Origin of the sequence: Streptomyces canus (assembly GCF_001514145.1) — a bacterium.
Classification (GTDB): domain Bacteria; phylum Actinomycetota; class Actinomycetes; order Streptomycetales; family Streptomycetaceae; genus Streptomyces; species Streptomyces canus.
Genome location: NZ_KQ948657.1, coordinates 186271 through 209033, shown reverse-complemented (window position 1 = coordinate 209033; position 22763 = coordinate 186271). Strand labels below are relative to the sequence as shown.

Annotated in this window: 21 protein-coding genes; 10 read left to right on the top strand and 11 right to left on the bottom strand. The window is 70.8% G+C overall.

Translation table 11 applies throughout. The features are described from left to right. Positions 1-4 precede the first annotated feature (4 nt). The 3 genes from AQJ46_RS05780 to AQJ46_RS05770 all read left to right on the top strand — a co-directional run bounded on the left by AQJ46_RS05780 (position 5) and on the right by AQJ46_RS05770 (position 3526). Positions 5-1927, top strand: coding sequence for a S1C family serine protease (locus AQJ46_RS05780; protein WP_059204569.1), 1923 nt, complete (start codon positions 5-7; stop codon positions 1925-1927). Positions 1928-2162: 235 nt separating this feature from the next. Further along, entirely contained in the window at positions 2163-2588 is a 426-nt protein-coding gene (locus AQJ46_RS05775; RefSeq protein ID WP_057610056.1) for a sec-independent translocase, read from the top strand. A 272-nt stretch (positions 2589-2860) separates the two neighbouring features. Further along, a complete protein-coding gene (locus AQJ46_RS05770; protein ID WP_059204568.1) occupies positions 2861-3526 on the top strand; it encodes a hypothetical protein in 666 nt (221 codons plus the stop codon). 44 nt (positions 3527-3570) lie between these two features. Here the strand turns inward: AQJ46_RS05770 and AQJ46_RS05765 are convergent, their stop codons facing one another. Genes AQJ46_RS05765 through AQJ46_RS05750 form a run of 4 tightly spaced genes read right to left on the bottom strand, consistent with a single transcriptional unit; the run spans position 3571 to position 8593 of the window. Next, complete coding sequence (locus AQJ46_RS05765; RefSeq protein ID WP_059204567.1) at positions 3571-5502, bottom strand: glycosyltransferase family 2 protein; 1932 nt, start codon at positions 5500-5502, stop codon at positions 3571-3573. Between the two features lie 47 nt (positions 5503-5549). After that, positions 5550-6683 (bottom strand): Mrp/NBP35 family ATP-binding protein, encoded by a 1134-nt coding sequence (locus tag AQJ46_RS05760; protein WP_057610059.1) that lies wholly within the window; start codon positions 6681-6683, stop codon positions 5550-5552. Between the two features lie 43 nt (positions 6684-6726). Continuing rightward, the gene (locus tag AQJ46_RS05755; RefSeq protein ID WP_057610060.1) at positions 6727-7326 is read right to left on the bottom strand and encodes a DUF1003 domain-containing protein; all 600 of its coding nucleotides are present in this window, start codon (positions 7324-7326) and stop codon (positions 6727-6729) included. Next, positions 7316-8593: a magnesium transporter MgtE N-terminal domain-containing protein gene (locus tag AQJ46_RS05750; protein ID WP_057610061.1), complete on the bottom strand. Its 1278-nt coding sequence runs from the start codon at positions 8591-8593 to the stop codon at positions 7316-7318. The genes AQJ46_RS05755 and AQJ46_RS05750 overlap by 11 nt, the downstream gene beginning before the upstream one ends. 202 nt (positions 8594-8795) lie before the next feature. Between AQJ46_RS05750 and AQJ46_RS05745 the strand changes: the two genes are divergently transcribed. Next, the gene (locus tag AQJ46_RS05745) at positions 8796-9548 is read left to right on the top strand and encodes a hypothetical protein (RefSeq protein ID WP_079072142.1); all 753 of its coding nucleotides are present in this window, start codon (positions 8796-8798) and stop codon (positions 9546-9548) included. On the opposite strand, the gene AQJ46_RS05740 is transcribed toward AQJ46_RS05745, so the two are convergent. After that, positions 9545-10054, bottom strand: a complete 510-nt coding sequence (locus AQJ46_RS05740) for a hypothetical protein (protein ID WP_059204566.1) — start codon at positions 10052-10054, stop codon at positions 9545-9547. The two genes, AQJ46_RS05745 and AQJ46_RS05740, sit on opposite strands and share 4 nt — an antisense overlap. Positions 10055-10064: 10 nt before the next feature. Further along, positions 10065-11183, bottom strand: coding sequence for a magnesium and cobalt transport protein CorA (locus tag AQJ46_RS05735; protein ID WP_007384525.1), 1119 nt, complete (start codon positions 11181-11183; stop codon positions 10065-10067). Between the two features lie 484 nt (positions 11184-11667). Here AQJ46_RS05735 and AQJ46_RS05730 point away from each other — a divergent pair, with 484 nt between their 5' ends. After that, positions 11668-12252 carry a suppressor of fused domain protein gene (locus tag AQJ46_RS05730; RefSeq protein ID WP_059204565.1) on the top strand — a complete coding sequence of 195 codons (585 nt, stop codon included), beginning with the start codon at positions 11668-11670 and terminating at the stop codon, positions 12250-12252. A 30-nt stretch (positions 12253-12282) separates the two neighbouring features. Here AQJ46_RS05730 and AQJ46_RS05725 read toward each other — a convergent pair whose 3' ends face one another. Next, the gene (locus AQJ46_RS05725) at positions 12283-13518 is read right to left on the bottom strand and encodes an MFS transporter (protein WP_059205115.1); all 1236 of its coding nucleotides are present in this window, start codon (positions 13516-13518) and stop codon (positions 12283-12285) included. Positions 13519-13677: 159 nt separating this feature from the next. On the opposite strand from AQJ46_RS05725, the gene AQJ46_RS05720 reads away from it, so the two are divergent. From AQJ46_RS05720 to AQJ46_RS05710, 3 genes are all read left to right on the top strand, one after another. Then, positions 13678-14319, top strand: a complete 642-nt coding sequence (locus AQJ46_RS05720; protein ID WP_057610066.1) for a DUF6758 family protein — start codon at positions 13678-13680, stop codon at positions 14317-14319. Between the two features lie 102 nt (positions 14320-14421). Further along, positions 14422-15279, top strand: a complete 858-nt coding sequence (locus AQJ46_RS05715) for a PHP domain-containing protein (RefSeq protein WP_059204564.1) — start codon at positions 14422-14424, stop codon at positions 15277-15279. An 82-nt stretch (positions 15280-15361) separates the two neighbouring features. Next, positions 15362-15967, top strand: a complete 606-nt coding sequence (locus tag AQJ46_RS05710; RefSeq protein WP_059204563.1) for a MarC family protein — start codon at positions 15362-15364, stop codon at positions 15965-15967. A 96-nt stretch (positions 15968-16063) separates the two neighbouring features. Here AQJ46_RS05710 and AQJ46_RS54060 read toward each other — a convergent pair whose 3' ends face one another. Further along, positions 16064-16216 carry a hypothetical protein gene (locus AQJ46_RS54060; RefSeq protein ID WP_007384531.1) on the bottom strand — a complete coding sequence of 51 codons (153 nt, stop codon included), beginning with the start codon at positions 16214-16216 and terminating at the stop codon, positions 16064-16066. Between the two features lie 194 nt (positions 16217-16410). On the opposite strand from AQJ46_RS54060, the gene AQJ46_RS05705 reads away from it, so the two are divergent. Further along, positions 16411-17304 (top strand): NYN domain-containing protein, encoded by an 894-nt coding sequence (locus tag AQJ46_RS05705; RefSeq protein ID WP_059205114.1) that lies wholly within the window; start codon positions 16411-16413, stop codon positions 17302-17304. Between the two features lie 28 nt (positions 17305-17332). Here the strand turns inward: AQJ46_RS05705 and AQJ46_RS05700 are convergent, their stop codons facing one another. Both AQJ46_RS05700 and AQJ46_RS05695 read right to left on the bottom strand, forming a co-directional pair. Then, positions 17333-18202: an alpha/beta fold hydrolase gene (locus AQJ46_RS05700; RefSeq protein WP_059204562.1), complete on the bottom strand. Its 870-nt coding sequence runs from the start codon at positions 18200-18202 to the stop codon at positions 17333-17335. A gap of 187 nt (positions 18203-18389) precedes the next feature. Next, positions 18390-21068 carry a DEAD/DEAH box helicase gene (locus AQJ46_RS05695; RefSeq protein ID WP_059204561.1) on the bottom strand — a complete coding sequence of 893 codons (2679 nt, stop codon included), beginning with the start codon at positions 21066-21068 and terminating at the stop codon, positions 18390-18392. Between the two features lie 486 nt (positions 21069-21554). Between AQJ46_RS05695 and AQJ46_RS05690 the strand changes: the two genes are divergently transcribed. Then, a complete protein-coding gene (locus tag AQJ46_RS05690; RefSeq protein WP_057610071.1) occupies positions 21555-22310 on the top strand; it encodes a ferritin-like fold-containing protein in 756 nt (251 codons plus the stop codon). 69 nt (positions 22311-22379) lie between these two features. Here AQJ46_RS05690 and AQJ46_RS05685 read toward each other — a convergent pair whose 3' ends face one another. Beyond that, on the bottom strand, positions 22380-22646 hold the full coding sequence (locus AQJ46_RS05685) for a hypothetical protein (protein ID WP_057610104.1): 267 nt from the start codon (positions 22644-22646) through the stop codon (positions 22380-22382). Between the last annotated feature and the right edge of the window lie 117 nt (positions 22647-22763).

The window sequence follows — 22763 nt, the reverse complement described above, 5'->3', positions numbered from 1 at the left end:
GAGCATGGACGAGGGGAAGCCCACGAAGGCGAAATGGTGGAGCCGACCAAGGCCACGGGGGGTTTCGGGGCCGCGCGAGAGCGACAGCCCGACACCTGCCACGACACCGTCCGACGACGACTTCGTGCTGAGGCCTCCGTTCTCCGGGGCGAACTCGGAGGGTGACTACGAACTCCCGGCCCCGCGGGACGCCTCCGCCGCGGAGGGGGACTTCGCGCCGACACGGCCGGAGTCGGCGGCTGCCCTGCCGACGGAGGCCCCTGCGAAAGACACTCCCGTCGACGACCGCTCCACCGAGCCCGTCGACGCCGTCGGCCAGGCTCCTGCCGAGCCCGCCACGGACCGCCCCGAGTCCGCGCACGGCTCCGACTCCACCAGCACCCCGCCGTACGGCGTACCGGGCCCCTGGGCCCCCGCCCCGCCGGTCCAGCACCCGGCGAACCCACTCGCACCCGCACCCGGCACAGCGATACCCACACCGCCTCCGCCGCCCCTCTCCGCGCCGCCCGCCCATGGCACGCCCGCGACCCGGGGCGCGGTCACCTCCGGGCCGCCCAAGGACCATGACGTGCCCGCGCCGCACGGCTCACCCACGCCCACATCGCCGGAAGCACCCCTGACGCCTTCCCCCGACTCACCGGTGCCCTCGTCGGCCCCGGTCCCCGAGAACCCGCTCCCGCCCCAGGCCTCCGGCCTTCTCTTTCCGCCCCCGGCCCCGGGCGCCTCCACCCGCACCCCCTGGCAGAACTACGACCCCTGGGCCCCCGTCGCCGCCCCCCTCCAGCAAACCGGCGCCGCCGTGGAGACCCCGCGTCGCCGAACCCGGCGGGCGCTCCTCGCCGGTGCTCTCCTGCTCGCGCTCGTCGCAGGTGGTGTGGGTGGGGTCGTAGGGGCGTATCTCGAGCGCCATGGTGCGGGAGGGGACGTCGTGGAGTTGCCGCAGGCTGCGGAGGAGCCCAGGGGGCGGGCTCCCGACAGTGTCGCCGGGATCGCCGCCCGCGCCCTGCCCAGCGTCGTGACCCTGCATGTGAGCGGGGCCGCGGAGTCCGGTACCGGTACCGGCTTCGTGCTGGACGATCGTGGGCACATCCTGACCAACAACCACGTCGTGGAGCCGGCCGGGACCGACGGCGAGATATCGGTGACCTTTCACAGCGGGGACACCGCCAAGGCCACCGTCGTGGGACGGGACAGCGGGTACGACCTCGCCGTCGTCGAAGTGAGCGATGTCAGAGGGCTGAAGCCCATGGCCCTCGGCAACTCCGACAACGTCCAGGTCGGCGACCCGGTCGTCGCCATCGGCGCCCCCTTCGACCTGGAGGGCACCGTCACCTCCGGCATCATCAGCGCGAAGGAACGGCCCATCACCGCCGGAGGCGAGAGCGGGGGCGGCACCGATGTGTCGTACGTCGACGCCCTGCAGACCGACGCCCCCATCAACCCCGGCAACTCCGGCGGCCCGCTCCTCGACTCCCGGGCCCAGGTCGTCGGCATCAACTCCGCCATCCGTTCCGCCGACGACGGATCCGGTTCCGGGACCGGTCAGGCCGGTTCGATAGGTCTTGGCTTCGCGATCCCCGTCAACCAGGCCAAGCGGGTCGCCGAAGAACTGATCAACACGGGCAAGGCGACCCACCCCGTCATCGGCGTCACCCTCGACATGGACTACACCGGCGACGGCGCCCGCGTCGGGACGAAGAGCAGTGACGGCGGACCCGCCGTGACCGAGGGCGGCCCGGGCGACAGGGCCGGGCTCGAAGCGGGCGATGTCATCACCGAGGTGGACGGCCGCCGTATCCACTCCGGCGACGAACTCATCGTGAAGACCCGCGCCCACCGCCCCGGAGACCGTCTGGAGCTCACCCTGAAGCGCGACGGCAGGGAAAAGAACGTCTCGTTGGTCCTCGGATCCTCGGACGGTGCCTAAGAGAATCGATGGAGAACCGGCAGAGGGCCGATCGACGGAAACCTCACAGACACGCCCCCGAACCGCGCTCCACAAGGCAAACAACCCGGAAAACCGCCCACCCGCCCGCACTCGGAGCCCTCGGGACAGTACCGGTCGTACGGGAACGGCAGGTACCGTGGACCCGGCCCGGACCACGGAAGACCCGCACAGACCACCGAGGGCCGAGGACCGAGGACATCGCAAGGAGCTTCAGGTGTTCAATGACATAGGACCGCTCGAGCTGATCACGCTCGTTGTCCTCGCCGTGCTCGTCTTCGGTCCGGACAAGCTCCCGAAGGTCATCCAGGACGTCATGCGGACCGTGCGCAAGATTCGCGAGTTCTCGGAGAGCGCCAAGCAGGACATCCGCTCGGAGCTCGGCCCGGAGTTCAAGGACTTCGAGTTCGAGGACCTCAACCCCAAGACGTTCATCCGCAAGCAGCTGGACAACGACGAACTGGGGCTCAAGGAGATCCGTAACGGCTTCGACCTGAAGAAGGAGATGGCCGAGGTCACCGACGCGGTGCACAGCACGGACACCCCCGCGGCGTCCTCCTCCGGTGGCCGGATCGACATGACCAAGAAGCCCGAGGAGCCCGGCGAGGACAACCGCCCGCCCTTCGACGCGGACGCCACCTGAGCGGTAGGCCCCACCGGAAGGCGCCTGTCCGAGCGGGTCGGCTCGCGGGCGCCTTTTCGCGTCGTACGTGACGCGTTTCATACCCTGCTCTCACCTCGTACGGCCTGAACGCATCCCCCGTGCGCCCCGCGCGCCGGGCGGTTTCCCGGCAGCTCGGAGCGGTGTGGCTATGCTGCCGAGTTGTTGTGCGGGCCGTACGCGTACCAGCGACGCCGCCCGAAGGGGGGCGGGCCGGTCCGGTCCGACGAGAGCTAGTAGGAGGCGTCCGGCACATGGAGACGACGAGTGGGGCGGTCGCGCAGGCGCCGGCCGTGGAGGGTGGCCAGCAGGTTTCCTCCGCCCGGCGCACGGTCGACGGCTACCTTCAGGCGCCCTTCCCCTGGTACGGCCTCGACGAGGCCTTCACGGGGCCGCGCTGGCTGATGCAGGTCGGCACGTCGGCCGACGGGGCCGTCGAGCATGGGTCGATCGGGCACGGTGACGAGCCCTCGGTGAAGAACGAGGCGGGTTCCACGGCGGAGCCGAAGGAGAAGTTCGCGGTGGTCGTGACCGTCGCCGCGAACCCCTCCCGCAGGAGCGCGGACGGCACGGGGCTGCTGGAGGCCACGTCCGTCTCCTCCGCCGCCTGGCTGGCCGGAGTGGGGCTGCTGTCGTTCACCTGGCCCGGCCAGATGGACCACTCCCTGCGGGACGACTGGCTGGACCAGCAGACCGAGACGGCCTGGGTCCTGGCGGACGACCTCGAAGGAGCCGACTGGTCCACGCTGTCCCTGCCGGTGGACGGGGTGCCCACGCCCTTCCACTACCGGGAGTCGGAGTTCGGCTGGGTGCTCGCCGGCTCCACGCCGGAGGGCGTGCACGTGGGGGCGTACGGGAGAGGCATGAGCGCGTACGGGCTCGGGTTCGCGATGATCAAGGACATCTCGGCGTACGCCTAGCGCGTAGGGGGCACCGCAGGCCCGTGCGGTGCCCCCCACCTGTCCTATCGGCCCAGTCGCCGCCGTACCCGCCGGACCTGGCGGTGGTCGGCGACCGCGTCGAGGAACCGGCGTCCGGTACCGGACGCGTGGGCCGGGCCCTGGAGCCGCAGCAGGGCGCCGTCGCGGACGACGGCGTAGGCGACGGGAGCGTGGGACTTCGGCAGGGCGACCGGGTGGCGTCCGTCCGGGAGCCGGAGACGAGCCGGGAGCCTCAGTCGTGCGGTCGTCCCGTCGTCACCGGCGATCAGTTCGGCGTCCACCGTCAGGGCGGACACGGTGACCTCGAGGCGGGCCGGGCCACTGGCCGCGGTCGCCGCCAGGTACGGCAGCGGCAGTGACCGCTCGCCGCGCGCGGTGTTCGCCGCGGCGGCACCGGCCGTGTCGGGACCGAGCCTGCGCCGGCGCTGGTCCACGTCGAGGGCGAGCTGGCCGCTGCCCGTCCAGTACGGCAGCGCGAGCCGCCCGCCGGTCAGCGCCGGGCCGGCGGCCGGGGCACCCGGGGTGCCGTCGCCGGTCAGGCGGACCATGCGCTCGACGCCCAGCAGTTGGACGTACGCCCACACGTCGTGGACCCCGCGCTCCAACGGCCGCCCGCCCGCGAGCCGTTCCGGATCGAGCCGCAGCCGCCCGGACGCGACGAGCCGCGACCGCCCCTGGCCGAAGGGCTCGAGCCGCACCTCCAGGTCGCCCTCGGGGTACCACCAGTCCTCGCGCTCGCGGTCCTTGACGACCAGTTCGGCGTACGCCAGCCGGAACGGATCGCGGACCTCCCAGCCGTCCTCGGTCCCCGGGACCCCGGCGAGCAGCTCCGGGTCGAGCCACCGCTTCCCGTCCCGCTCGACCAGCACCAGCGGCTCGCCGTCCGCGCGCAGCAGGTCGAGGGTGACGTCGGCGACCAGCCGGCCGCCCTCCCACCGCAGACCGCCGACCCTGCTGCGGGCCTTGACCTGACGGATGCGCTCCGCGAGGGTCACGGCGCTGTCGAAGTCACCGCGTTCGAGGAGTTCGGCGCGGAGGCGGGACACGGCGGGGAGCCCTTCGCGGACGGCTGCCGGGAACTCCTCGGTCGCCAGCTTCCGGGCCGCCTCGAAGCGCTCCCGCTGTTGCGCCGGTTCCTCGCGGAGGATCTCGGGCTCGCGGGTGCGGGAGAGGATCTCGACGTGGTAGAGACGGTGCAGGAGGCGGTTCTGCAGCGCGTCGACATCGTCGGACGGGGGTGTGCCGTCCTTGATCTGACGCACGACGGTCCGGCAGTTGGCCCAGAAGCCGTGACGCGGGTTGAAACGATGCCGGGTGTTGTTGCCGCCGTCGTCCCGCTTCATCCAGTAGTAGCAGGGATAGTCGGCCAGGACCGAGATCCGCTCGGCCTTCAGGTAGGCGGCGCTGACGAAGGCCAGGTCCTCCAGGATCCAGGGCCCCTCGGGGAACAGCAGACCGTGCTCCTCGATGAAGGCGCGCCGGAACATCTTGTGCGGCGACATGCTCTGCATGAGCTCGTCGTTCTCGATGGTGCACGCGTCCACCGTGTGCCGGAACAGCCGTCGGGGACGCACTATCGTGCTGGACATCTTGCCGAGGACCACGTCGGCGTCATTGCGCTTGGCGTGTTCGTACAGCCGCTCCAGGGCCTCGGGCCCGAGCATGTCGTCGTGGTCGACGAACTGGATGTACTCGCCCTTGGCGTGCCGCATGCCGAGATTGCGCGGGGCGCCCGGCCAACCTGAGGCCGGCCGGGTGTGCACCTGAACGTTGGAGTGTACGGCCGCGAGCTTGTCCACCCGGGCCGGCGTGTCGTCCGTCGATCCGTCGTCGACGTAGATGACCTCGTACTCGTCGGCGGGCAGGCTCTGCCCGAGCAGCGAGGGGGCGCACTCGTCGACGTACTTCCCGGTGTTGTGGACGGGAACGATGACGCTGACCTTGACTCCCGGCATTCCACGGACCCTACCGGGCCCCTGGAATGCCTTCCGTCACGTGCGGCTCAGAACTTGTTCCTCGGAGTGATCCCCAGCGACAAGCCCGAAAGCCCTCGCTGCCGCCCCCCGAGCTTCCCCGCGATCCCCCGCAGAGCCGCCCCCGCCGGAGAGTCCGGGTCCGTGAGGACCACCGGCTTGCCCTCGTCGCCGCCCTCGCGGAGGCGGACGTCGATCGGAATGGAGCCGAGCACCGGGACCGTCGCACCCGTCGTGCGGGTCAGGCCGTCCGCCACCGTCTGACCGCCACCCGTGCCGAAGACGTCCACCATCTCGCCGCAGTGCGGGCACGGCAGGCCGGACATGTTCTCCACCACGCCGACGATCTTCTGGTGGGTCTGGACGGCGATGGAGCCGGCACGCTCGGCGACCTCGGCGGCGGCCTGCTGCGGGGTCGTCACCACCAGGATCTCCGCGTTCGGGACCAGCTGGGCCACCGAGATCGCGATGTCGCCCGTGCCCGGGGGGAGGTCCAGGAGCAGGACGTCCAGGTCGCCCCAGTACACGTCCGCCAGGAACTGCTGGAGGGCACGGTGGAGCATGGGACCACGCCACACCACCGGCGCGTTGCCCGGCGTGAACATGCCGATCGAGATGACCTTCACGCCGTGCGCGGACGGCGGCATGATCATGTTCTCGACCTGGGTGGGACGGCCGTCGGCGCCCAGCATGCGCGGCACCGAGTGGCCGTAGATGTCGGCGTCGACCACGCCCACCTTGAGGCCGTCGGCCGCCATCGCCGCCGCCAGGTTCACCGTCACCGAGGACTTGCCGACACCGCCCTTGCCGGAGGCGACCGCGTAGACGCGGGTGAGCGAGCCGGGCTTGGCGAAGGGGACCTCGCGCTCGGTCTGGCCGCCGCGCAGCGCGGTCGCCAGCTCCTTGCGCTGTTCGTCGCTCATCACGTCGAGCGTGACGTCGACGCGGGTGACGCCCTCGACGGCCGCGACCGCGTCGGTGACGCGTTGCGTGATCGTCTCGCGCATCGGGCAGCCGGAGACCGTCAGGTACACGGTCACCGCGACCGCGCCGTCGGCCCCGATCTCCACCGACTTCACCATCCCGAGCTCGGTGATGGGCCGGTTGATCTCGGGGTCGTTCACCGTCGCCAGTGCCTCGCGCACCGCGTCTTCGCTAGCCATACAGACGATGGTACGGCGCCGTACAAGCACCCCTGTACGGCTCTCAACGGTCGTCTACGTCACGTCCCGGCGGCCGATCCGACCGTTCTGCCGGGAATACGACGTGCCCGTCGTGCTGCCGTGCCTCCAGCTCCTTCATCAGGTCCTGGAGCTCCGAGCGGATCCAGTCGCGGGTCGCCACCTCCCCGAGGCCGATCCTGAGGGCGGCGATCTCGCGGGTCAGGTACTCGGTGTCCGCGATCGACCGCTCGTTCTGCTTGCGGTCCTGCTCGAGATTGACCCGGTCCCGGTCGTCCTGCCGGTTCTGTGCCAGCAGGATCAGCGGGGCCGCGTAGGAGGCCTGGAGGGACAGCATCAGGGTGAGGAAGATGAACGGGTAGTTGTCGAAGCGCAGATCGCCGGGCGCGAAGATGTTCCACAGCACCCACGCGATGATGACGACCGTCATCCAGACGATGAACCGCCCGGTGCCCAGGAACCGCGCGATCCGCTCCGACAGCCGCCCGAACGCCTCCGGGTCCCATTCGGGCAGCAGCCGGCGGCGCGGCGCCCGGGGCTGGTCGAGCCGGGTGCGGGGGCGGGTGGCCGCCGTGGCCCCGGCCGGGCCGCGCTCACGGGCCGACGTCTCGCGCTCAGGCACCATGAGGGGTCCCCTCTTCGGAGTCGAACTCCGTCTCCCGCCAGTCCTCCGGCAGCATGTGGTCCAGTACGTCGTCCACGGTCACCGCGCCGAGCAGCGAGCCCGAATCGTCGACCACGGGCGCCGCGACCATGTCGTACGTCGCGAAGAACCCGGCGACGACCGGCAGGGTCGCGTCCGGATCGAGGGCCTGCAGGTCGTCGTCGAGCATGGAGCTGACGAGGGTGTACGGCGGGTCGCGCAGCAGCCGCTGGAAGTGGACCGTGCCGAGGTACTTGCCGGTCGGTGTCTCGTCGGGCGCGCGGCACACATAGACCTGGGCGGCCAGGGCCGGGGAGAGGTCGGCGTTGCGGACGCGGGCGAGCGCGTCGGCGACGGTCGCGTCCGGCCGCAGGACGATCGGTTCCGTCGTCATCAGACCGCCGGCCGTGTGCTCCTCGTACGCCATCAGGCGCCGCATGTCGGCCGCGTCCCCCGGCTGCATCAGGCTCAGCAGCCGCTCCTGCTCCTCCGTCGGGAGCTCGGACAGCAGGTCGGCCGCGTCGTCGGGGTCCATGGCCTCCAGGACGTCGGCGGCCCGCTCCTCCTTCAGCTTGCCGAGGATCTCGATCTGGTCGTCCTCGGGGAGCTCTTCCAGTACGTCGGCCAGGCGGTCGTCGTCGAGAGCCGCGGCCACCTCGGCGCGCCGCTTGGGGGAGAGGTGGTGCAGGACGTTGGCGAGGTCGGCCGCGCGCAGCTGCTCGAAGGTGGCGAGGAGGCTCTCGGCGCCCTGTCCGTGCTCCTCCAGCGTGAAGCCGGTGACCGCGGACCACTCGACGGTCAGCGCCTCGCCCTTGCGCCTGAACGCCCCGCCCTTGCCGCCCTTGCGCACGAAGACCCGGTCGATCTCCCAGTCCCGGCGGGCCGGCAGGTGGTGCACCGACGCGTCGAGGACGGTGACCTGTTCGTCCGTCTCCACGAGCGTGACGCGCCGGTCGAGGAGTTCGCCGAAGACCAGGCGCTCGGTGGGCCGTTGCTCGAAGCGCCGGACGTTGAGCACGCCGGTGGTGATGACCTGGCCGGACTCGATGCTCGTGACCCGGGTCATGGGCAGGAAGATGCGGCGCCGGGTGGAGAGTTCGACGACCAGCCCGAGCACGCGGGGCGGCCGGCGCCCGACGCGCAGCACGACGACGAGGTCGCGTACGCGGCCGACCTGGTCGCCGTTGGGATCGAAGACGGCGACGCCGGCGAGGTGCGAGACGAAGATCCGGGGGGCGCCCGCTGCCATGGCTGTGCTTCCTTTGCGTACGGGGTGCTTCGTTCGTCGTTCGTTGTCCGGATTGCCCGCTCGGGAGGGCTTAAGGCTAGCCCGTACCGATCGGATACGCCCTGGTGAGCGGTCCGGACGGTCTGGCTCCGCCCGGGGCCCGGAGCCCCGGTACGCTGCCGTACGCCGCTGAAGGACCCTCGTCAGAAAGGCAGCCCCACCTGTGACTGCGATTCCCCAGGGCCGTGCCCGCAGGGCCGTACTGGTGAGCGCGATGTGCGCCCTGGTCGTGACGGGAACGGGGCTGACAGGATGCAGCGAGGACCCCGACGAGGGCACCAACGGGGTCGGCAAACTGCCCGCCGACCAGATCCAGTCCAGGACCCGGGCGGCCGCCGAGTCCGCCGACGCGCTGCGCCTGTCGGGGAACGTCGTCACCAGCGGGCGTACGTACAGGCTCGACATGCGCCTGAACTCCGGCGGCGGCTCCGGATCGGTCACCGCGCAGGGGGCCACCTTCCAGCTGCTGCGGATCGGCAAGGAGCTGTACCTGAAGGCCGACGCGGACTTCTGGACCCAGGAGGACGGCAAGGGCGACGGTTCGGACTCGGACGCGGCCGCCGACAAGCTCGACGGCAAGTACGTGAAGGTGCCGTCGGGCGACCCGGCGTACAAGAAGTTCAGCGGTTTCACGGACAAGGACGTTCTCCTCGACGGACTTCTGACGCTGCACGGCAGCCTGGACACCGACGGCCACCATGAGCAGGCGGGTACCCGCACGATCCGCATCACGGGTGACAAAGGTGACGGCGGCACGCTGGACGTCTCCCTGGAGGGCAAGCCGTACCCTCTGCGCCTGGCCCGGGCGGGCGGCGCGGGCACGCTGACCTTCTCGGCCTGGGGCAAGAACTTCTCCCTGACCGAACCGGGCAAGGACGAGACGGTGGACTACGGCAAACAGCTGCCGACGTCCTAGCGTTTGCGTCGTTTCATCAGCAGCCGCGGAAGCCCCGCGGGGATCGGCTCACGCGTGGTCGCCGGTGTCGGCAGCGGCGGTTCGGCCAGGTCGCCGTCGGGGAGCGAACCCGTGATCCCCGTCGGCTCGAGCCGCAGTACCCGGCACTCGCGGGACCAACGGCCCGTCATCGCCTCGCCGTCGGGGGCGTTCAGCCGTTTCCCCTTGAGCTCGGCGACGGCCGCCTCCCACGCCTCGGATCCGGGCGCCAGCTCGACGACCCTCGCCGTCCACGAGACCAGCCGGCCCCCCTTGTCCTTGCTCCGGACGGTCACCTCGGCGGCACCCCCGTCGGTCAGCCCCGGCAGCGGCTGCTCTCCGGGCCCGTCACCGACCAGGCACGCGGCGCCTTCGTGCCACACGTGCCACAGGGCGCGGGCCGGGCCGCCGGGTCCCGCGACCCAGATGAGGCCGGACTTCTTCGTGGCCTCCTCGACGAGGGCCCGGTCGAGCAGCTCACTTGTCATGGGGCCCACCCTAGAGCCAGCCGTTGCGCTTGAGGGTGCGGTGGATGCCCAGGCAGATGACACCGGTGATCGCCATGATCACCGGATAGCCGAGCTTCCAGTGGGTCTCCGGCATGTAGTCGAAGTTCATGCCGTAGACCCCGCACACCATCGTCGGTACGGCGATGATCGCGGCCCAGGACGTGATCTTGCGCATGTCCTCGTTCTGGGCGACGGACGCCTGCGCGAGGTTGGCCTGGAGGATCGAGTTGAGGAGCTCGTCGAAGCCCAGGACCTGCTCCTGGACGCGGGCGAGGTGGTCGGCGACGTCTCGGAAGTACTTCTGGATGTCGGGGTCGACCAGCCGCATCGGCCGCTCGCTGAGCAGCTGCATGGGCCGCAGCAGCGGGGCGACGGCCCGCTTGAACTCCAGCACCTCACGCTTGAGCTGGTAGATCCGCGCCGAGTCGACACCGCGCGAGACCTTGCCGCCGCGCCCCGGGGTGAACACCTCGGTCTCCACCTCGTCGATGTCGTCCTGCACCGCGTCGGCGACCGCGACATAGCCGTCGACGACATGGTCGGCGATCGAGTGCAGCACCGCCGAGGGGCCCTTGGCGAGCAGTTCGGGGTCGTCCTGGAGCCGGTGGCGCAGCGCCCTGAGCGAGCCCTGGCCGCCGTGCCGGACGGTGATGAAGAAGTCCCGGCCGGTGAAGCACATGACCTCGCCGGTCTCGACGATCTCGCTGTTGGCGGTGAGCTCGTCGTGCTCGACGTAGTGGATGGTCTTGAAGACGGTGAACAGGGAGTCGTCGTAGCGCTCCAGCTTGGGCCGCTGGTGGGCCTGCACGGCGTCCTCGACGGCGAGCGGGTGCAGTCCGAACTCACCGGCGATACCGGAGAATTCGGCCTCGCTCGGCTCGTGCAGACCGATCCAGACGAACCCGCCGTCGCGGCGCACCTGGCGCATCGCCTCGTGCGGGCTCAGCTGCTGGTCGGTCTGCACGCGCCGGCCGTCGCGGTAGACGGCGCAGTCGACGACGGCGGAGGGCGTCGAGGGGTCGCGCGTCGCGTCGTACGCGCCGGTGTCCTTGCGCAGCGAGGGGCGCGACGGCCGCACGGCGGCACGCAGGTCACGGATCATCGACATGGCAGGCTCCTTCGTGACGGGCAACAAAGGGCGCCGGCGAGGGATGGAACTACCCGGAATGGGGACGTCCTGCTGTGGGTGTTTGGCACGTCCACAAAGCGGGGAGCACCGCACCATCGCGGTGGCGAACTTCGCTACTGATTCAGCTACTGCTGCAGATCAGACAGATCAGGCAAAACGAACGAAGTGCTCTTCCGCACGAAGACGCGAACGTGAAAGGCGGCGGTTGCCGAAAGTCACAGAGCTGCATCAGCGGCCGGAAGAACGAGTGGTACTACCAGGTCGACTTCGATCCATGACAGCCCCACCTCCTCCGGCCGGTCCCTCGTAAGGGACGATCCAATCCCGTAAGGGAGTCTCACTGGCGTCGGGACTCGATGCGCGACGCTTCTGCGTGCTGCCCCGGCGACCGGGCAAGACTATCAGCCGACCCAAGTGTCAAGGCGCTGCTTTGCCCGGTACTGACGAGTTCTATGCTCGCGGCATGGCAGATGTTCTTCCTCTGGTCGAGGCCCGGTTGCGCAGCGCGCTGGGCGAGCCGGACGCGCGCGCGGCGGTCACGTTCCTCGGCACGGACCGCATCGAGGTGCTCCGCTTCAGTGACGGGGACGTCGTCCGCTACGCCACTCTCGGCATGTCCGCCCAGCCGATGGGCGACCCCACCGCGATGCTCGCCGACCCGGTCAAGGGCCCGCGCGCCGAACTGCTGATGTCCGTACGGTCAGGGCTCACCGATACCGACAAGGTGCTCCGCCCGCTCGCCGTGCTCGCCGCGTCCCCGCAGGTCGAGGGCGTGGTCGTGGCTCCGGGCGCCTCACTCGACGTGGGTGAACCCCTTTGGCCCGGCGCCCCGTTCACCTCGGTCCTGGTCGCCGAGCCGGGCGGACTGGTCGAGGACCTGGAACTCGACGAGCCCCTCGACCCGGTCCACTTCCTGCCGTTGCTCCCCATGACGCCGAACGAGGCCGCCTGGAAGCGCGTCCACGGCGCCCAGGCGCTGCAGGAGCGCTGGCTGACGAACGGGACGGACCTCAGGGATCCGTCCCGGAAATCCGTCCCGCTGGAGTGAGCAAGGTCACCAAGTGGTGGCCGGAAGCCGTCAGTTGGCGAAGACGGTGACACTGTCCTCGGTCGCGTGCCTCGGCTCCAGCTCCTCCGCCTCGTGGGTGAGCGCGTTGCGCCGTACGACGACCACGAGCGCGCCCAGCACCGCCGTCACCGCCGCCACCACGAAGGGGATGTGGATGTCGGTCCACTCCTCGATCTTCGGTGCGAAGTAGGGCGCCGCGGCCGCCGCGAACCAGCGCACGAAGTTGTAGCCCGCGCTCGCCACGGGCCGCGGGGCATCCGAGACGCCGAGCGCCAGCTCCGTGTAGACGGTGTTGTTCACGCCGATGAAGGCGCCGGACAGGATCGTGCAGACGATGGCCGCCGTGTGGTTGCCGTAGCCGAGAACGAGCACGTCGAGCGCGAGCAGGACGAGTGAGCCGCCGAGCACCTTGAGCGAACCGAACCTCTCCTGGAGGCGCGGCGCGGCGAACACCGAGAAGACGGCGAGCAGGACACCCCAGGCGAAGAACACGGCACCCGACTTGTACGGGGTCATGTCGAGCACGAAGGGGGTGAAGGCCAGCACGGTGAAGAACGTGTAGTTGTAGAAGAAGGACGACACCGCTGCCGAGGCGAGCCCGCCGTGGCCGAGCGCCTTGATCGGGTCGAGCAGGGACGTCTTTCGGGCCGGCTTGGGCTGCTCCTTCAGGAACACCGTGATGCACAGGAAGCCGATCGCCATCAGGAAGGCCGTACCGAAGAACGGGTAGCGCCAGCTGGCGTCACCGAGCAGCGCGCCCAGAAGCGGGCCGCAGGCCATGCCGAGGCCGAGCGCGGACTCGTACAGCAGGATCGCCGCCGCGCTGCCGCCCGCCGCCGCGCCGACGATGACGGCGAGGGCCGTGGAGACGAACAGGGCGTTGCCCAGTCCCCAGCCGGCCCGGAAGCCGACCAGCTCCTGGACCGAGCCCGAGGTGCCCGCGAGCCCCGCGAAGACCACGACGAGGGCGAGGCCGAGCAGCAGGGTCTTCTTGCCGCCGATGCGGCTGGAGACGAAGCCGGTGACCAGCATCGCGATCGCGGTGATCAGGAAGTACGAGGTGAACAGGAGGGAGACCTGGCTCGCCGTGGCGTTCAGGCCCTGGGCGATCGACGGCAGGATCGGGTCCACGAGTCCGATGCCCATGAAGGCGACGACGGACGCGCCGGCGGTTGCCCAGACTGCCTTGGGCTGGCGCAGGAGGCTGGTCGCTCCCGCGTCGAAGGGGTCCTGACTGGCTCCCATCATGTGCTCCCATCCAGACGTAGATAGTTGGTATATGCACATAGTAAGTTAGAGGAGCTAATTAATGCAAGCTACATCTACTTGCCCTGGTGAACCGCTTCCGTCCGGACGGGTGATCGTCCTTGACGTGAGGGAGTGAGGGTAGGACCGTGGGGCCCTATGAGGGGCGAACCCAGTTGCCCGAAGTGTGGTGGCCGGGTCAGGGCTCCCGGACTCTTCTCCGATTCCTGGCAGTGCGATGTGCACGGGACCGTGCATCCGCTGCAGCCCGTGATCCCGCCCAGCGTCGAGGCCCTCGATGTCGTGGTGCATCGCACGCAGGTGCCGGTGTGGATGCCGTGGCCGCTGCCGGTCGGCTGGCTGTTCACGGGCGTGGCCTGCGCCGGTGACGACCGCAGCGGCGGTCGCGCCACGGCCGTGGCCTGCACGGGACCCGGACCGCTCGGGGGTGTCGGCGAGCTGATCCTCGTGGCCGAGGAGCTCGGCGTCGGGCTCGGGGCGCGTTACGCGGGCATCGACGGGCCGGACCCGGGGCCGTACATGAGCGTGGAGAAGCCGGCGCAGGCGAAGGTGCTCGCCGCCGGCCGGCCGACTCCGCTGTGGCATGTCGCAGGGGCGCCGGACGACCGGGCGGTGTTCGCGGGAGAGGCGCTCGGGTTGTGGGTGTGGGCGGTCGTCTGGCCCGAGCAGTCCGGGTTGCTGATGTACGACGAGCTGGTGCTCACGGACCTGCGGGACGCGGGGGCGGAAGTGGAACTGGTGCCCTGCGGGGCGCTGTCGCCCCGACTGCTGAAGCCCTGACGGTAGGGGGCGCACCCTAGTAGCGGGTGTGACAGAGGAGCTGGATGATCTGGTTATCCTTGAGCGTCCTCTTCTGTTCCGTCAGCGTCTGGAGTCCGCGTCGTGCGCATCGATCTGCACTGCCACTCCACGGCCTCCGACGGGACCGACACGCCCGCCGAGCTGGTGCGGAATGCCGCCGCTGCCGGGCTGGACGTCGTCGCCCTCACCGATCACGACACGACCCGCGGGTACGACGCGGCCATCGCCGCGCTGCCCGTGGGACTGACCCTCGTCACCGGGGCCGAGCTGTCCTGCCGGATCGGCGGGGTGTCCATGCACATGCTGGCCTACCTCTTCGATCCCGAGGAGCCGGCGCTGCTCGCCGAGCGGGAGCTGGTGCGGGACGACCGGGTGCCCCGAGCGCGCGCGATGGTGGTCAGGCTTCAGGAGCTGGGCGTGCCGGTCACCTGGGAGCAGGTGGCACGGATCGCCGGTGACGGGTCCGTCGGGCGGCCGCATGTCGCCACCGCGCTCGTCGAGCTCGGGGTCGTCGCGAGCGTCGACGACGCCTTCACCGGCGACTGGCTGGCCGACGGCGGGCGGGCCTACGTGGAGAAGCACGAGACCGACCCCTTCGAGGCGATCCGGTTGGTCAAGGGAGCCGGAGGGGTCACCGTGTTCGCCCACCCCGGCGCGAGCAAGCGCGGTCACACGGTCCCGGAGTCCGCGATCGCCGAGATGGCCGCCGCCGGGCTCGACGGCATCGAGGTCGACCACATGGACCACGACGAGGACACGCGCGTACGGCTGCGCGGGCTCGCCAAGGAACTGGGGCTGCTGACCACCGGTTCCAGCGACTACCACGGCAGCCGCAAGACGGTCGCCCTCGGCGAGTACACGACGGACCCCGAGGTGTACGGGGAGATCACGCGGCGGGCGACGGGCGCGTTCCCCGTCCCGGGGGCCGGCGGAGTCTGAGGCCCGCCCCCGCTTCCCGTCACCCGGCGCCGGGCCGCACCCGGCGCCGCGTTCCACCTCCTTCGGTAAGGCCAGTTCCGTCATGTTCGACGTCGCCGTCTTCGGCTCGCTCTTCCTCACCCTGTTCGTCATCATGGATCCCCCCGGGATCACCCCGATCTTCCTCGCGCTCACCGCCGGACGGCCCGGCAAGGTGCAGAAGCGGATGGCCTTCCAGGCCGTCTGTGTCGCGGGCGGTGTCATCGCCGTCTTCGGGCTCCTGGGCCACCAGATCCTCAACTACCTGCATGTCTCCGTGCCCGCGCTGATGATCGCGGGCGGGCTGCTGCTCCTGCTGATCGCGCTCGACCTGCTCACCGGCAAGACCGACGAGCCGAAACAGACCAAGGACGTGAACGTGGCGCTCGTCCCCCTGGGCATGCCGCTGCTGGCGGGTCCGGGTGCGATCGTCTCCGTCATCCTCGCCGTGCAGAAGGCCCACAGCGTCGCCACGCAGGTCTCGGTGTGGACGGCGATCCTCGCCATCCATGTCGTGCTGTGGCTGGTGATGCGGTACTCGCTGCTGATCATCCGGGTCATCAAGGACGGCGGGGTCGTGCTGGTGACACGCCTCGCGGGCATGATGCTCTCCGCGATCGCCGTGCAGCAGATCATCAACGGGATCACCCAGGTGGTCCGGGCGAGCTGAGCGGCCATGGGTACGCGGCCTTGGGTATGCGCAGAGCCCCCGCCCGGCGTCGATGCCTGGCGGGGGCTCTGAAGCTTCGGCGGTGATCCGCGTCTGTTACGAGGCCGAGGTGTCGGCCGGACGGATCCAGAGCCGCTGTCCTATGGCGGCGGCCTGCTGAACGATCCGATTGACGGAGGCGGCGTCCACGACAGTGCTGTCCACGGGCGTGCCGTCGACGTCGTCGAGTCGCATGATTTCGAAGCGCATGGCTTCTCCCTTCGTCTGGTCATCCTCCTGCGGAGAATTACTGCGTACGTGAGTAGTCAACGGGGTGCGTGTTACAAACATTCCCTACGCTAAAGAAATTTTTCGAACGGCTAACTACTGACCGGTAAGTGAGTCTTCGGAGACTCCTTGGGACCGGTTGTGTTCGCAGCGTGACCGCCGGGACAATGGTGGCGATGAACGACGACCTGGCGCCCCTGAGCGCCCGCATCGACCGCACCAACGAGCTGCTCACGCGCATGCTCGCCGAGGTCGCGAAGACGCCCTCGACGCATGCGATCTTCGTCGACGCGGGATACCTCTACGCGGCCGCGGGACGACTCGTCGCCGGCACCGAGGACCGTCGCGCCTTCGACCTCGACGCCGAGGGCCTGATCGAGGCCCTCATCGACCGGGCCCGCACCATCTTCGCGGACAGCAGACTGCTGAGGGTCTACTGGTACGACGGCGCGAGACGTCGTATCCACACCTCTGAACAGCAGTCCATCGCCGAACTCCCGGACGTGAAGGTCCGGTTGGGCAACCTCAACGCCAACAACCAGCAGAAGGGCGTCGACTCGCTGATCCGCTCCGACCTGGAGTCCCTGGCCCGGCACCGCGCGATCAGCGACGCGGCGCTCCTGGGCGGAGACGAGGACCTGGTCTCGGCGGTCGAGGCGGCCCAGGGATACGGCGCCCGCGTGCACCTGTGGGGCATCGAGGCGCCGGAGGGCCGCAACCAGGCGGAACCGCTCCTCTGGGAGGTCGACAGCCAGCGCACCCTCGACCTCGACTTCTTCAAGCCGTACGTCTCCCGGCGAGCGGCCGTGCCCTACGAGGCGACGGCCACCCGGCCCACCCGCGAGGACGTCCGTTTCGTGGGCGCGCAGATCGCCGCGAAGTGGCTTGGGGAGCGGGGGAGGGCGGCGCTGCAGGAGCTGCTGCCCGGCCATCCGTATCTGCCGGGCTCGGTGGACCAGGACCTGCTGGTGGAGGCGGAGGTGCTTCTCCAGTACTCACTGCGGGGGCAGGCGGATCTGCGACGGGTGCTGCGGGACGGGTTCTGGGAGCACTTGCAGGGGCAGTACTGACCGCTCATCGGCAGCCAGTGGTGACCGCTCAACGGCCGACGCTGTCCCAGAAGTCGGCCAGGGCGTGGGCCATGGGGAGGGGCTGGTCGGCGTTGGGGGAGTGTTCCGCTCCCGGGATCACCGTGCGGCGGGCGCCCAGTCGTACGGCCATGTCGTCGAGGAGAGGCACCGGCCAGGTGTCGTCCTGCGATCCGGACAGGACGTGGAACGGCAGCGGGACGGCGGCCAGTTCGCCGACCCGGTCCGGCTCGGTGCACAACTGGTGGCCCGTTGCGAGGAGTTGGGCGGGTTTGTTGCCCAACCAGCGGCGGCGGAGCTGTTCGACGTCCCCGATGCCCTTGGCGGGGCCGCCGACCTCCTCCGGCGGTCCCATGGCCAGGATCGCGTCCCACACCTCGGCCATCGTCATCACACCGAGCGCGTCCCGCAGCAGCTTCACCCGCTGCTGCTGGGAGTCGGAGATCTGCGCGGGGCCCGAGGAGACGAGGGTGAGGGACAGGAAGGGGGAGTGGTCGAGCAGTACGGTGGCGCGCGCGATCTGACCGCCCAGGGAATGCCCGACCAGGTGCGCGGGTGCGTCGAGGGCGGCGGCCTGTGCGAGCACGTCCCGCGCCAACTCGCCTCGCGCGTAGGCGGATTGGTCGGTCTCCGGCCCGTCCGACTCGAACTGTCCTCGCCCGTCCACGGCCACGACCCGGTATCCGCGCGCCGTGAGCGGCTCGTGGAGCAGCGTGAAGTCCTCCTTGCTTCCCGTGAACCCGGGCAGCAGCAGCGCGGTGCCCTTCTCGGCGACGCCGGGGGCCACGGCCGAGTCCACGACCGCGAACTCGCCGCGGGCGGTGCGCAGGGGGTAGGCACGGGCGCCGGGGGGCGGGGTGAAGACGGCTCGGGTGCTCACGGGGTGAGGGTAGCGGGCGGTCGTGACGGGTCGGTCCCGCAGGGGGTGGCGCGGGCGCGGTCCCGGGCGGCTGCGGGTTCGTCGTGGCTCGTCGCGCAGTGGTGTGGTCGGCGCCGGCTGCCACGGGCCGGTGCGGGAACGCCGACGGCCCGGCCCCAGGTGAAGGGGCCGGGCCGTCGGTGTGGGATCAGCTGTCCGCGGGCTCCGCGGCGGCCGTCTTGCGGGTCCGGCGGCGCGGTGCGGCGACCTTCGGCTCCTGGTCCGCCTGGGCCGGGATGTCGGCGGTCACCGCCGGCTCGGCGGCCTTGCGGGTGGTACGCCGGCGGGGCGTGGCCTCGACCGTGTCCGCGACCTCGGCGGTGGCCGCGGTCTTGCGGGTGCGACGCGGCTTGACCTCAGCGGTCTGCGCCGTGTCGGTGGCCTCCGTCGTCGCGGTCGCGGTCGTGGTCTTGCGGGTGCGGCGCGGCTTGGTGGCCGTGCCTTCCGCGGTGTCCACAGCCGTCTCGGCCGCCTTGGCCGAGGTCGCCGTCTTTCGCGTACGCCGCGGGTTGGCCACCTCGACGGCCTCCGGCTCCTGGACCGACTGGGCCGGGATCTCGGCGGTCACGGCGGGCTCGGCGGCCTTGCGGGTACGGCGGCGCGGCTTGGCTTCCGTCGCCTCGGCCGTGTCCACGGCAGCCTCTGCGGCCGGAGCCGCAGTCTTGCGCGTGCGGCGCGGCTTGGGCTCGGTGGCCTCAGCCGTGTCCAGGGCGGCTTCCGCGGCGGGTGCGGCGGCGGCCGCCTTGCGGGTGCGGCGCGGCTTGGCCTCGGTGGCTTCGGCCGTGTCCACCGCGGTTTCGGCGGCGGTCGTAGCCGCGGCTGCGGTCTTGCGGGTGCGCCGGGGCTTGGCCTCCACGGCCTCCGCCGTGTCGGCGCCGGCCTCCGTCGTCGTGGCCGCGGTCTTGCGGGTGCGGCGCGGCTTGGCGGCCGTGCCTTCCGCGGTGTCCACTGCCGTCTCGGCGGGTGCGGCGGCAGCTGCCTTGCGGGTGCGCCGCGGCTTGGCCTCGGTGGCTTCGGCCGTGTCCACCGCGGCCTCTGCGGCGGGAGCCGCGGTCGTGGTCTTGCGGGTGCGCCGCGGCTTGGTCTCCGTGGCCTCGGCCGTGTCCACGGCGGCCTCGGCGGCCGGAGCCGCCGACTTGCGCGTACGGCGCGGCTTGGTGGCCGGAGCCTCCGGAGCGGTCTCCGTGACCGGCGCGGTCTCGACGACCGTCTCCACGGCTGCCGGTGTCTCCGCGGACCTGCGGGTCCGGCGGCGGCGCGGCTTGGCCGGGGTCTCGGTGTCGAGGGACGGGCCCTCCGCCGCCGTGACGGCGGACTCCGCGGCCTCGGACACGGTCGGCTCGACCGCCGCCGCTGCCGTGGTCACCGTGGCCGGAGCCGAGTCGGACGCCCCGCCGCGGGTGCGCCGACGACGGCGCGGGGTGCGGGTCGCGGTGGTGTCCTCGACCGCGGTGGTCTCCGACGGGGCGACCGCCTCGGCGGGGGCCGCCGCGTCCGGCGAGGTACCACCACGGGTACGACGGCGACGGCGCGGCGTACGCTCCGAACGCTCGCGGTCGGCGGAGCGGGACTCGTCCCGGCCACCACGCCCGCGACCCCGGTCACGGTCACCGCGTCCGCGTGCACCGCGTCCGCCCGGCTCGCCCAGGTCCTCCAGCTCCTCCGCGGCGAGCCCCGCGCGCGTGCGGTCGGCCCGCGGCAGGACACCCTTGGTGCCCGCGGGGATGCTCAACTCCTCGTAGAAGTGCGGGGAGGTGGAGTACGTCTCCGGCGGATCGTTGAAGTTGAGCTCGAGCGCCTTGTTGATCAGCTGCCAGCGCGGGATGTCGTCCCAGTCGACGAGGGTGATCGCGATGCCCTTGGCACCCGCGCGACCGGTACGGCCGATGCGGTGCAGGTACGTCTTCTCCTCTTCGGGAGACTGGTAGTTGATGACGTGCGTGACGCCCTCGACGTCGATACCACGGGCGGCGACGTCGGTGCAGACGAGGACGTCCACCTTGCCGTTGCGGAAGGCGCGCAGCGCCTGCTCACGGGCGCCCTGGCCCAGGTCGCCGTGGACCGCGCCGGCGGCGAAGCCGCGCTGCTGGAGCTGGTCGGCCAGGTCGGCCGCGGTGCGCTTGGTGCGGCAGAAGACCATGACCAGTCCCCGGCCGTCGGCCTGCAGTATGCGCGCGACCATCTCGGGCTTGTCCATGTTGTGCGCGCGGTACACGTGCTGCTTGGTGTTCGCGACCGTCCTGCCCGCGTCGTCGGGCGAGGTGGCGTTGATGTGCGTGGGCTGCGACATGTAGCGGCGCGCGAGACCGATGACCGCGCCCGGCATGGTCGCCGAGAACAGCATCGTCTGGCGGCGGGCCGGAAGCATGTTGATGATCTTCTCGACGTCGGGCAGGAAGCCCAGGTCGAGCATCTCGTCGGCCTCGTCGAGGACGAGCGCCTTGATGTGTCCCAGGTTGAGCTTCTTCTGGCCCGCGAGGTCCAGCAGTCGGCCCGGGGTGCCGACGACGACGTCGACGCCCTTCTTGAGGGCCTCGACCTGGGGCTCGTAGGCGCGGCCGCCGTAGATGGCGAGGACACGTACGTTGCGTACCTTGCCCGCGGTCAGCAGGTCGTTGGTGACCTGGGTGCACAGCTCGCGCGTGGGGACGACGACGAGCGCCTGCGGGGCGTCGGTGAGGTCCTCGGGCTTGGCGCGGCCGGCCTCGACGTCGGCGGGGACGGTGACGCGCTCGAGGAGCGGAAGGCCGAAGCCCAGCGTCTTGCCGGTGCCGGTCTTGGCCTGGCCGATGACGTCGGAGCCGGAGAGGGCCACCGGGAGCGTCATCTGCTGGATGGGGAACGGGTTGATGATGCCGACGGCTTCGAGGGCCTCGGCCGTCTCGGTGAGAATCCCGAGATCGCGGAAGGTCGTAGTCAGGGTGCTGCCTCTTCTGTGTGCGCGGTGCGAGGCGAGCGCAGGGGGTCGTCTACCGTGCTGGGGACGTCGGCTGCCTTACGGGCTAGGCCGTAATGGCACGGGACCACTGCCGACGCTCTAGCGCTCGTACCGCTGAGGGTCCCCCTCCGAACTTCGTACGCACAGTGCCGTACGGGCGAGGAGGGCTGTCGGGTCGGAGCCGATCGGGCCACCGACCGGGCATCCTCATACGTGCGGCCTGTCGAGGTTCGGTGCACTCATGAAGTGCCGTCGTACCAGCAGGCGCATTACCACCATACCCCGGAATCGTGCACATGCGATGGCCGATTTGGTCACGTAGTCGTCGTCACACTGATTGACCAGGGCCTTCCGCCGTCCGGAGAGCGGGCTATTGTGCGCTTCATGACGACCTCTGACAAGCCCGACAACGCCTCCGAGACCCCTGCCGAACCCACCGGAGTCGCCGCCCAGGACTGGACGAAGGCCTCCGCCGACCCGCAGTACCGAGCCGCGGTCGTCGACCTGCTCGGCGCGCTCGCGTACGGCGAACTCGCGGCCTTCGAACGGCTCGCGGAGGACGCGAAGCTCGCGCCGACGCTGGCGGACAAGGCGGAGCTGGCGAAGATGGCGTCGGCCGAGTTCCACCACTACGAGAAGCTGCGTGACCGGCTGACCGAGATCGGCGAGGAGCCGACGCTCGCGATGGAGCCGTTCGTCGCGGCGCTCGACGGCTTCCACCGGCAGACGGCTCCGTCGGACTGGCTGGAGGGGCTCGTCAAGGCGTACGTCGGTGACTCGATCGCCAGTGACTTCTACCGGGAGGTCGCGGCGCGCCTCGACGCGGACTCGCGCGAGCTGGTCCTGGCCGTCCTCGACGACACCGGGCACGCTGGGTTCGCCGTCGAGAAGGTGCGGGCGGCGATCGACGCGGACCCGCGGGTGGGCGGCCGACTGGCCCTGTGGGCGCGGCGGTTGATGGGGGAGGCGCTGTCGCAGTCGCAGCGGGTCGTCGCCGACCGGGACGCGCTGTCGACGATGCTCGTGGGCGGCGTCGCCGACGGGTTCGATCTCGCCGAGGTGGGACGGATGTTCTCGCGGATCACCGAGGCGCACACGAAGCGGATGGCTGCGCTGGGCCTGGCCGCCTAGCGCCCGACCGCCCGGGGAGCTGTGCTCCGTCGGCGGCCGCGGGTTCGTCGTGGCCGGTCGCGCAGTTCCCTACGCCGGCGCTGATCGGCGCAGTCTGCCGTTCGGCCGCAGGAGCAGGGACAGCGACGCCACCGAGACCACTGCCGCGCCCAGGAGGATCAGCAGGAGGTTGCCCGGGTCCAGCGCGGTGTGGGTCACGAAGGCGCCGAAGAGGGCTCCGGCGGTGCCCGTCGCGAGGACCAGGGAGCGGGTCGGCAGGCGGTGGGCGAGGCGGTGTACCGCCACCCCTGCCAGCACGAGACCGAGCAGTGCGGAGCCGAGCGCTTCGATCAACATCATGGGGTCCCTCCCACATGGCCACACTGCCATCACGGTCGTAGCCCGTCATACCCGTGACCTGCGGAATGCAATCCTCCTCCGTGTGTTCCTCGTGCTCCATACGTGGAGAAAGGA